The organism is Myxococcus sp. AB036A, from assembly GCF_006547355.1.
Taxonomy (GTDB): Bacteria; Myxococcota; Myxococcia; order Myxococcales; family Myxococcaceae; genus Myxococcus; species Myxococcus virescens.
Map to the genome: position 1 here is coordinate 22,316 of NZ_VHLC01000100.1, position 11,328 is coordinate 33,643.

The 11,328-nt window shown below is 72.3% G+C and carries 4 protein-coding genes and 1 pseudogene; 2 read left to right on the forward strand and 3 right to left on the reverse strand.

Annotation, left to right across the window (positions count from 1 at the left end; translation table 11 throughout):
• Positions 1-18: 18 nt before the first annotated feature.
• On the forward strand, positions 19-1,170 hold the full coding sequence (locus FL344_RS30635; RefSeq protein WP_141621023.1) for a hypothetical protein: 1,152 nt from the start codon (positions 19-21) through the stop codon (positions 1,168-1,170).
• Between the two features lie 14 nt (positions 1,171-1,184).
• On the forward strand, positions 1,185-3,353 hold the full coding sequence (locus FL344_RS30640; RefSeq protein ID WP_141621024.1) for a bifunctional alpha,alpha-trehalose-phosphate synthase (UDP-forming)/trehalose-phosphatase: 2,169 nt from the start codon (positions 1,185-1,187) through the stop codon (positions 3,351-3,353).
• Between the two features lie 50 nt (positions 3,354-3,403).
• Here FL344_RS30640 and FL344_RS30645 read toward each other — a convergent pair whose 3' ends face one another.
• The 3 genes and pseudogenes from FL344_RS30645 to FL344_RS38715 form a co-directional block, all read right to left on the reverse strand.
• Entirely contained in the window at positions 3,404-7,063 is a 3,660-nt protein-coding gene (locus FL344_RS30645) for a DUF3857 domain-containing protein (RefSeq protein WP_141621025.1), read from the reverse strand.
• Between the two features lie 141 nt (positions 7,064-7,204).
• Entirely contained in the window at positions 7,205-7,960 is a 756-nt protein-coding gene (locus tag FL344_RS30650) for an arylamine N-acetyltransferase (RefSeq protein WP_141621026.1), read from the reverse strand.
• Positions 7,961-7,993: 33 nt separating this feature from the next.
• Positions 7,994-11,328 (reverse strand): annotated as a pseudogene (locus FL344_RS38715) (flagellar hook-length control protein FliK); the annotation flags it as partial.

Below are 11,328 nucleotides of genomic sequence, written 5' to 3' on the forward strand. Positions count from 1 at the left end.
GTAGGCTGCATGGCCCCGATGCCTCGTCTTCTCGCGCCCTCCCAGGGCTGGCTGTTCAGTCCGGGAGTGGACCTGTCCGTCTTCGCTGGCAGCGCGCTCGTCTCCGTGGCTTTCGTGCTCGCCGCGCCCTGGCTGGGCGTGGCGGGCGGCACGCCGCTGTGGGCATGGCTGCTCTTCGTCGTCTGCGTGGACGTGGCCCACGTCTGGTCCACGCTGTTCCGCACCTATCTGGATCCGGACGAGCTGCGGACCCGCCCCGGGCTCTACCTGGGCGCGCCGCTGGCCGCCTACATGGCGGGCGTGCTCGCCCACCTGGTGTCGCCGGGCGCGTTCTGGACGCTGTTCGCCTATGTCGCGCTCAGCCACTTCGTACGGCAGCAGTACGGCTGGGTGGCGCTGTACGGCCGCAAGGCGCGCGTCTCTGTGCTGGAGCGGCGCCTGGATGCCGCCGCCGTCTATGCCGCCACGCTGGGCCCCGTCGTCTGGTGGCATGCGAACCTGCCGCGCGGCTTCTGGTGGTTCGTGCCCGGGGACTTCCTGTCGGGCCTGCCGTCCTGGGTGGGCACCGTGGGGCTGGGGGTTCACGCGGCGGTGCTCATCGCGTGGGCCGGCTTCCAAGCCGCGCGGGTGGTGCGCGGCGAGGGCGTGCAAGCGGGCAAGGTGCTGTTGGTGGTGGCGACGTGGGTGGCGTGGTTCGGCGGCATCGTCGTCGCGCGGGACGACTTCACGTTCACGGTGATGAACGTGGTGCTGCACGGCGTTCCCTACTTCGCGCTGCTCTTCCGTTATGCGCGGGGACGGCTGGAGGAGGGTGGCTACGGCGCGGGGGCGGCGCTGCTGCGCGCGGGGCTGCCGGGCTTCCTGCTGTTCCTGGTGGCGCTGGCCCTGGCGGAGGAGTTCTTGTGGGACCAGGTCGTGTGGCGCGAACACGGCGCGCTCTTCGGCGAGAGCGACGTGACGCTGCCGCCGGACGTGTTGTCGCTCGTGGTGCCGCTGCTCGCGCTGCCGCAGGCCACGCACTATGTGCTGGATGCCTTCGTGTGGAAGCCGGGCCGGCAGCCCGCGCTGCTGTCACGGCTGGGCTGGACACCGATGGCCACCCGACACGAGGGACCCACATCTGGCATGAAGCCCGTTTCGACGATGGCCATTCCTGCACGGAGTGACTAATTCAGGAGGGGCCTATGTCCCGACTCCTACTCGTCTCGAACCGGCTTCCTGTCACCGTCAAGGTGGAGAAGGACACTGTCTCCGTGGTCCGCAGCGCGGGAGGCCTGGCCACCGGCCTTCGCCGTCCGCACGAACGCTCGGGGGGGCTGTGGATTGGCTGGCCCGGGGATGTCTCCCGTCTGTCGGAAAGCCAACGCGCCCGCGTGGACGCCCAGCTCGCGGAGCTGCGCTGCGTGCCGCTGACGCTGTCCGCCAGCGAAGTGAGCCGCTACTACGAAGGCTATTCCAACCGCGTCCTGTGGCCGCTGTGCCACTACATGCTGGAGCGCATTCCGCGCCAGGACCGCGATTGGGAGGTGTACCGCAAGGTCAACGAGCGCTTCGCGGACCTGGTGGCGAAGCACTACGAGCCCGGGGACACCATCTGGGTCCACGACTATCAGCTCATGCTGGTGCCCGGCATGTTGCGCCAGCGGCTGCCCGGCGCGCGCATCGGCTACTTCCACCACATCCCGTTTCCGTCGTCGGAAATCTTCAGCACGCTGCCGCGCCGGCGTGAGCTGCTGAAGGGGCTGCTGGGCGCGGACCTCATCGGCTTCCACACGGTGAGCTACGTGCGGCACTTCTCCGGAGCGCTGCTGCGGCACCTCGGGCTGGACACGGACATCGACCGCATCATCTGGGAGGGCCGCGACGTGCGCGTGGGCGCCTTCCCCATGGGCATCGACGCGCAGGCCTTCGAATCGATTGCGAGCGAGCCCGGCATGCAGGAGGAGGTGGCGAACCTGCGCCGGTCCTCCGAAGGGCAGCGCATCCTGCTGGGCATCGACCGGCTGGACTACACCAAGGGCATACCGCGGCGCCTCCTGGCGGTGCAGCGCGTGCTGGAGCGCACGCCCGCGTGGCGTGGCCGCCTGCGGTTCATCCAGGTGACGGTGCCCAGCAGGACCCAGGTGGAGGCGTACGCCAACTACCGCGAGCTGGTGAACGAGCTGGTGGGGCGCATCAATGGGCTCTACGGCACGGTGCACAACGTGCCCGTGCACTACCTCTACCGCTCATTCAACGAACGGCAGCTCGTGGGGTTGTACCGGGGCGCGGATGTGATGCTCGTCACGCCGGTGCGGGACGGGATGAACCTGGTGGCGAAGGAGTTCTGCGCGGCGCGTCCGGACGACGACGGCGTGCTGGTGCTCAGCGAGTTCGCGGGCGCCGCAGCGGAGCTGGGGGGCGCGCTCGTCGTCAACCCCTACGACGTGGACGCCATGGCGGACGCCATCGAAAAGGCGCTGGGGATGGCGGAGGAGGAGCGCCGCACGCGCATGCACACGCTGCGCAAGCAGGTGAAGTCGCGGGACGTGCATTGGTGGACGTCCTCCTTCCTCGACCGGCTCCAGTCGCTGCCCGCGGTGGCCGTGCGCGCCGAGGCGGGCGCGCCCGAGGCGCTGGCGCAGATGAAGCAGGCGGAGCGGCTGCAACTGCTCCTGGACTACGACGGGACGCTGGTGGGCTACGCGCCCCGGCCGGAGCTGGCCGCGCCGGATGTGGCGCTGAAGGAGTTGCTGGCGAAGCTGGTGGCCCGGCCCGGCACCTCGGTGAGCATCGTCAGCGGCCGGCCCAAGGAGACGCTGGAGGAATGGTTGGGCGACCTGGCCATGGGCCTGTATGCCGAGCACGGCCTGTGGTCCCGCCCGGCGCCAGGGGAGGCGTGGCGGATGCTGGAGGGCGTGACGTTCGACTGGAAGGAGCGCGTGCGCCCCGAACTGGAGACCTTCTCCGCGCGCGTGCCGGGCTCCTTCGTGGAGGAGAAGACCGCGTCGCTGGCGTGGCACTACCGCCTGGTGGACGCGGAGTTCGGCGCCATCCAGTCCCGCGAGCTGCGGCTGTACCTGGCGGAGAAGTTCGCCGGGCAGTCCATGGACATCCTCTCCGGAGACAAGGTGGTGGAGATTCGTCCGCAGGGCGTGCACAAGGGCCGCGTGGTGGGCGAGGCCACGAAGGGCGCGGCGCCCGGCGCCCTCGTGGTGGCCATCGGCGATGACCGCACGGACGAGGACCTCTTCGCATCCATTCCGCCCGGCGGGCTCACCATCCACGCGGGCAACAAGCCCACGCGCGCGGCGTTCCGGGTGAATGGCCCGGACGAGGTCCGCGCGCTGCTGGCGGGTCTGCTGGAGCCGTAACCACCGCGCGCCCGCCGGAGCTTCGGCGGGCGCGGGCCTGCTCGCGTTCGCTACGGCGTCGAGGACGCGGTGCGGTTGGCCGCGTTCTGGATGAACACCCGGCGGCCGAAGGCGCGGTCCACGCGGCCGAGGAACTCGCGGAACGCGGGGTAGTCATCCGCGGACACGCGCGCGGTGGTGAGGGCCACCTCGCCCTCGGCCACCAGCTTGCCGCCCTCCAGGCGGTAGCTCAGCTTGATGTGGCCGAACTTCGTCGTCTCCTCCACGGCCTGGGGCAGCTCCGCCACCGTCCAGCCCGCGGGCAGCGCGTAGCGCAGGAGGAAACCGTTGGTCCACGGGCTGGACATCACCAGGTCGAAGCGGCGCTGGGCCAGCGACGCATAGGCCTGCTGGTAGGTGCGCCCGGTGCCGAAGGGCAGGAAGCGCATGCCGTTGGGCAGCACCTCCGAGTAGCGCGGGATGCTCATCTTGAAGTCCAGCGCCACGTCGTCATCCAGCCGCGTGGTGTCGCTCAGCTTCACCTCGTGCACCGTGAGGCCGGGGAAGCTCTGCGCCCAGGCGCGCTCGAAGGTGGACTTGCGCGTGGCCTCCGGCCGGTAGGCGCGGCGGTAGTCGGGCGCGTGCTGCCCGCCCACGGAGCTGGAGCCGGTGATTTCAGCGCCGCCGTCCGCGCGGAGCGTCACGTCCAGCGACATGCGCGTGGCGTTGTCCGCCGCCTTCGCCTCCGGCGTGGTGAGGAAGGTGCTCTTGCCGTTGGGCTCCACCACCAGCACGTTGGCCACCCGGTCCGCGCTGGGCAGCTCGTTGGCGCCGTGGAACTCCGCGGTGCCGTCCAGGTACAGGTCGAACTTGGGCACGTAGGCGATGGCGTGGTTGAAGGCCGCCAGGCTCGCGGGCTCCTCGCCAATGGAGCCCAGGTTGCGCATGCGCAGCAGCACCAGCCGGCTCTCCACGCCCGCAACCTGGAGCATGGAGTGGATGAGGCTCGCCTTGTCCTTGCAGTCACCGAAGCGGCGCGCCAGCACCCGGTCCACGCGGTAGGGCTTGAAGCCGTGGATGCCGAACTCCAGCGCCACGTAGCGCGTGTTCGTCACCACGAAGTTGTAGATGGCGCGCACCACCGCCAGCTCATTCTTCCGGTCCACGCCCTGGAGCACCTGGTCCACCGTCTGCCGCAGCTCCGCGTTGGGCTGGAGCTGGTCGCGCACCAGGCCCCACCAGTAGCGGCCCACCTGCTCCCACGTCTGGTAGGTGGAGACGTGGAGGTTCTGCGCCACCTCCGCCCAGCCGGGCATGCCGGGCTCCGGCACCACCTTGGCGACGTGCTTGGCGTTCCAGCGGTACAGCACGCGGCCGGCGTCCAGCGTCTCCTGCGCGCTCGCCACGCCGGTCAGCTTGCTCTTGTTCCAATACAGGGGCCGTGCCTGCGGCATGTCCACCAGGTACTGGAAGCGCACCTTCGGGTAGACGCCCTGCACGCTCTCCACGTCACCCCAGTAGTCCGACAGGAGGTTGTCCTGCGCGGTGTCGTCCAGGCGGTACGTCAGCTCGAGCGTGTCGCCCGCCGACAGCGAGGGGAAGGAGAGAATCTTGGCGCGGGCGTCGTAGTACATGCCCGTCCACGGCTCGTTGATGTTGCGCTCGTTCTCACCGTAGCTCTCCACCACGGAGCCATCCGCCTTGATGACGCGGGCGCGCAGCACGCGCACCTCCTGGCGGTCCGGCGAATAGGTGACGGGGATGGTGCGGAACGCGTCCACGCCGCGCGAGTTGAAGACCTTGACCACCGTCTGGTGCAGGCGGCTGGACAGGCCGCTCTGCTGGACGCGCACGTAGGTGTTGTCCACCAGGTAGAGGGCGTCCTCGTGGACGTAGGCCTCCGACTCCTTGGCCAGCGGCTGGGCGTCCACCAGGTACTGCATGCCGGTGCCGGTGCTCTCGCCCTTGAGGGTGCGCAGGGCCTCCTTCAGGCCCGGGTTCTGCGGGCGCAGCGCCAGCGAGCGCTCGAACGAGGCCAGCGCCGGCTCGCGGCGGCCCGCGGCCAGCAGGGCGCGGCCCTCGCGCTCATAGACTTCCGGCTCGTCCGGGGACAGCGCGCGGGCCTCGGCGAAGAGGGCGACGGCTTCCTCCACCGCGCCGTTGCTGGCCTTCAGCTCCGCCAGCCGCACGCGGGAGCCATTGTCGAAGGGGTTGAGCTTCACCAGCTGCGCGTACTCGCGCTGGGCGGACTCCACCTGCCCGGCCTCCGCCAGCATCGTGGCGAGCATGTGGCGCGTGGTGGTGTCGTCGAAGCGCAGCGCCAGCACCACGCGCATCCGGTCCATGGCCTCGCGGCCGCGGTCGAGCTGCCGGGACACCTGGGCCGCGGCGCGCACCGCGCGAGGCACGCGGGGCTGCAGGCGGAACGTCTCCTCCACCAGGGCGTGGGCCTTGGGGCGCTCGCCCAGGGCTTCATGCGCGCGCGCCAGCACCAGCCGCGCGTTGACGTCATCCGGCGTCTTCTCCAGCACGGGCGCCACCAGCGGCTGCACGCGCTCGGGGTGGCCGCGGTCCAACTCGTGGTCGGCCAGCGCCACGCGCGCCTCCGGCATGGCAGGGTCGGCGGCGATGGCGGCTTCCAGGAAGCGGCGGCGCTCGTTCAGGTCATCCCGCTGCGCATGGGCGGCGAGCAACTGGAGCCGGGCGTCCTTGGGGGCGGCTTCCGCGGCGCGCGCGGCCTCGGCGCTGGCGGTGTGCTCGCGCTCGTCATACGCGCGGAAGAAGCCCAGCACCCGGGCGTAGTCGCCGCGCAGCGCGGCGTCATCCGGGTTCTTCTCCACCATCGCGCGCAGGGCGGAGGTGAGGGTGGGCAGCGGCTGGGGCTGCGGCGCGGTGCCCTTCTCCAGGGCGGGCGCCTTCGCCGGCAGCGTCGCGCGCACGGTGGGCGACTCCTGGCGCAGGTAGAAACCCAGCGGGCCGGACTCCTGGCACACCTTCACGAGCACGCGGTTGAGGCCCTTGCGCAGCTTCACGGACACGCGGGACTGGTCCGGGCGCGGCAGGTTGTAGCGGTCCTCCTTCGCGGCGAGCTGCCCGTTCACCCACAGCCGGAACGCGCCGGACGTGCCCACGCCCAGCGACACGCGCGACTCCTGGGAGGACTCCAGCCAGGTGACGGCGTAGGCCACGGCCTCGCGGTTGGGGCGGATGGCGGTGGCCAGGTCGATGTAGCCATCCGCGGTGTTCGCCGTCAGCTTGCGCCAGGTGGTGTTGCCGCCCTTGGCCGCGGGGTAGGTGGCGGACAGGTCCAGGTTGGCGGCCTCGGGGCCGAAGTCGGTGTCACAGCCGGCCTTGCCTTCGTTCTCGAAGCCGCCGGTGACGTAGTAGTCGCCCACGTAGCCCAGCCACTGCTTCACCTCGTTGGCGCGCACCAGCCGTCCCCGGGCGCGCTCGGTGTCCAGCAGGAGCATCTGCGCGGTGGCGCGGGTATTCGGGTCCGAGGTGCGGCGGGAGGCCACGTAGGCGTAGGTGCTCAGCAGGGGCGTGAGGTCCTCCACCTCGTCCACCAGCGCGTGCATCCGCAGCAGGCTGGCGGCGCCTCGGGGGGAGGAGGCCTGCTTCATCGCCTCGGCCGCATGGACGCGAGCGGTCTCATCCGCGGCCGGCTTCGCCTGCGCCCACAACGGGCAGGTGAGCACGAGGACTGCGGCCAGCAATGTGAAGCGGGACATCCGTTCTCCTGGGTGGACGGCTTGCGGTAAGGGGCGCCAGCCCCGGGCAGGGGCGTCGACGCGGATGAACAGGCGAACCCCTCTGGGGCTTCCCCTGCCTGGCCATCGTACGATGGAGGATGGGGTGGGGACAGGTACGCACTACTCCAGGGACGGGAGGATGACGCCGAAGTGTTCGACGAGCGCGCGCCGCAGGGCGTCTTCGTCGGGGAGAGGCTGCTCCGTCCGGACCCCGCTCCGGGTGAGGACGAGTGTGCCCTCCTTGGCGGTGATGCGCCCCTCTGGCGTCGCCCGGGTGCACAGCCGCCGCTGGGTGAAGATGGAGTCCGGGGAGGTCTGGTGGTAGCGGCACATGCCCTCGAAGTCCGCGAGCTGGCGGGGCACGAGGGAGAGGCGGTACTCCGCCTCCCATCCGGAGGGCTTCTCACTCCAGAGGATGAGGTCTTCGCCCTCCGGTGAGAGCCGGTATGCGCGGCCGGAGCGCACCTGGACGTCGTGGGTGTCCAGGCGCAGGGGCTCGGTGAAGCACTCACCGAAGCCGACATCCGCCAACCAGCGTCCCTGTTCATCCTCCACCTGGAGGGCCAGGTGGTCGAAGTCGGGGCCGTAGGCGCTGCCATCCGGGGCCGTGGCCACGCCCGCGGACAGCAGCGTCACCCGGTGGCCCAGCGCCGTCAGCAGCCGGGCGAAGAGACCGTTGAGCTCGTAGCAGAAGCCGCCGCGCCGCTGGACGACGACCTTCTCGAAGAGGGCGTCCGTGTCGAGCCGGATGGGCCGCTTCAGGTGGATGTCCAGGTTCTCGAAGGGCACGGCCTCCAAGTGGGCCCGGTGCAGCCTCGTGAGGGACTGCTCCGCCCCCACGCCGATTCGCTCCAGGTAGCGCGCGACGTCGAACATGGGGGAACTGTGTCACGCGAGGGCGCAGACGGGTCAGACATTGAAGAGACGGATGGCCGCCGTGGCGGCGGCGTCCGCGGCGGGTACGCCCGCACTGGCTGCTGCCGCGGCGGCCAGGGGGGCGCTCCGAGGCTCGATCGCCCGGACGGTGGCCATGGCCGCGGCTGCTTCTTCCGATGCGCCCGAAGCCCGCATCGACGCGGACTCGGCGATGGCCACGGAGATGGGATGGGCCATGCCCACGCTGAGGCTCTGGGCTGCCTGGTCCACCGGCCCCGCGGGAATGCCGATGGCTGAAGCGCTGGCCGCGGCCGCGACCGCGCGGTGATTGGCGGTGCCGCCCACGGCGAGCTGGGTGACGACCATGGCCGCGGCGACGGTGGCACATGCGAGCGGGGTGGCGCCCGCGACCAGTGCCGTGTTGGCATCGGTGGCGGCGGTGACGCCGGCCAGGGCAATGGTCCCGGCCGCCGCGTTCGCCGCGAGCGCCGGAACACCCGCGGCCGCCGCGGCCGCCGCGTAACAGGCCGCCGACTGGGCCGCGGTCGGCAGCGTCAATGCATCCGCCGTGACGAGGGCGTCTGCCGCCGCCACCGCTGCGGCTGCCTCCTCGCTGGAGTTCGCGGCGGTGGCGGCCGTCACCGCGGTGTTGCCGACGGCGGGCACGAGGAGGCCCGCGAGGGTGTTGGCCGCGGCTTCAGCGGCGGCGGCGGCGCCTCCCATCGCAGCGGTGACGGCGGCTGCCGCCGAGGCGTAACAGACGGCGGCGTCCCCAGGCGCCGGGGGGGCCGCCCCAGTGGCTGTCAGCACGGAAGACGCGGCTGTCACGGCGGCGGCGGCTGTCGGCGTGGAGGCAGCCACGAGGCCCGCGACAGCGGCTGGGATGGGGTGGATGGCGCCGCCCGCGAGCGTGGCGGCGCAGACATTCACGGCGGCCTGGGGGATGCCCGGCACGGTGGCGGCCGCGGCGGCATGACAGGTGCTCGCGTCCGCCGCGACTGGCGGAGTCACGCCCGCGTGGGCCATGCCCGCTGCCGCCGCGACGACCGCGGCGATGGCCGGAAGGGTGATGCCCACCGTGCGCAGGAGGAGGGCGTGGTGCGCCGCGACCGGAGGTCCCGCCGAGATGGCGTTGGCCACCGCATCCAGCCTCGCGGGAAGTGGGGCCCCTCCGACCATGGCGGAGATGGCGGCCACCCTGGCGGCGACGGGCGCTGGCAGGTTCGCGCCCAACGCGCAGGCATGGGCGCTTCCGACGATGGCCGCCGCGAAGTTATCAATCCCGACACCGGCGGCCGTCGCGTGGGCCGCGCTGAGGGCCGCTGCGCCCGTGCCTCCCAGGAAGGGAAGCGCCACGGTCGCGGCGACAGCGGTGAGGGGCGGTTCTCCCAGGCTCACCGCGAGCGCGGCCACCACCGCGGCGAGGTCCGCCGGGGCCAGGGCGAGTGGGACGGCCAGCACCGCGGCACGGGCCGTCGTGACGGCCTCGGCGGCCGATGGCGGGACGCCCCCGAGCATCGCGGCCGCCGGGGAGAGAGGCCCGCCCCTGACGACGTCCCCTCGTGCCGTGGCGGCGGGCCACCAGGCCGCGAGGGCCGCTTGGGTCACGAGGATGCATGCGCTCGTGGCATGGGCCGCGGCGACGCCCGCGACCGCTGCCCTGGCGAAGGGCACGGCGGCCCGGGCCGCGATGGCGGGCTCCAGGCTCCGACGTGCCGCTCGCGCGGCTGGAACGCCCAGCCGGCCCAGTTGCGCGGCGTTGACGGGACCTGCCGCGGGGGCCGTGGCGGCGGCCGCGGCGGGGACCACGCCGATGGCGGTGGCCACGGCGGTGGCTGGCGCTGTTCCCGCTCCCACGGCCACGGCGGCTCGGGCCGCGGCGACCTCCTTGCAGCCATGGCAGGTCCGCGAAAGGGTGCCAGTGACGAGGGAGGCCGGACGCAGCGGTCCTTCGTAGAACGGGGCCAGCTCCCACCCCAAGGCGTGGTGCCCGCGAGGGCTGTGGTCTGGCTGGGTGCTCTGGTCCGCGTGCATGCTGGTGTTGCGGCGCACCGCCCAACCCCGGCGCTGGTACTTGTCGATGGCGAGGTGGGCAGGATGCCCCACGCCCTGGGAGAGATAGCGGTGCGCGAAGGGAGGGACCGCCGCCGCGCCGCCCGTCTGGATGGCGACGCCGTAGGAATAGCCGATGCGGTCCGCTGCCGCGTGTGCGAGCCCGGCGGCGGGAGGTGCGCCCGCCGCCTGACCGTTTTGCGCCGCGCGCGCCGCCTCGACGACGGCGGCCACTTCGGAGAGAGAGGCCGCGGGCCCGATGGCCGCGAGGGCGGCGGCAATCTCAACCAACGCGAGCGGAAACTTCGGGAGCGACTGGCCGCGAGACACCAGGGCATCCAGGATGATTTCGGGAAGGACGGGCGAGGGGGCGAAGGCGTTGGCCACCGCGAAGGGGGCATTCGCCGGGTCGATGGGCGCGCTCCGCGCGAGCCCCAGCGCGGCCTGGACCGCCGCCAGCGGCGGGTTGGGAATGGCGGCGACAGCGGTGGCGAAATAGGGATGGGTCACCGCGGGGAGGTTGGCAATCCCCGCTCCGGCGAGGGCCGCCACCGTCCCCCCGGCGCCGGTGGTGATGCTCAGGCGGGAGGCCTGGACGATGGCGGTGGCGGTCGGGACGGAGATGGTTCCGCCTTGGGCGATGCTCCGCCGCACGGCCACGGCCGCGGCGACGGCCTGCAGGACGGGCTGTGGCGCTCCGGGCCTCGCGCCGACGTGCGCCTGCTCCACGGCTCTGCGCGCGGATGCGGTGCGGTGGGCGTTGGGGAGCCCCCTGGCCATGAGGACGGCCTCGGTGGCCGCCCTGACCACCTGGGGGCCTCCTGGCACCGCCACCACGGGGCCCAGTCCTGGCACCGCCGCCGCACCGCCACCGCCCAACGCGGCCGTCACCAGGCCCCAGGCCACCGCCGTTCCGCCGACCAGCGCGGGCACAGCGGGCGGGGGGCCCGCGGACACGGCTCCCAAATGGTCGAACTGCGCTTGTGGCGTGTTCGGGACGGCGTTCTCCAGGACCACCGCCGCGGCCGCTGCACGGGCCACCACGAGCGGGGTGAAGGCCCCCGCGGAGGAGGCATAGGCGGCGCGTTCCGCCGCGGCGGCCAGGTTCGCCAGGTTCGCGGGCAATGGGAGTGGGAGCGCCGCCGCGGCCGCCGCGGCTGTCGCGGCCCGGCGGATGTTGGGATTGGGAAGCGCTGACGCCGCGTGCGCGACCGCGGCCGCACGGGTGGGCAGCGTGTTGGGGGCCCATGGAATCCTGTCGGGATTCAAGTCGTTCGCCCCCACCTTGTTGGAGCCGTGGTGGGTCGCGGTGAGGC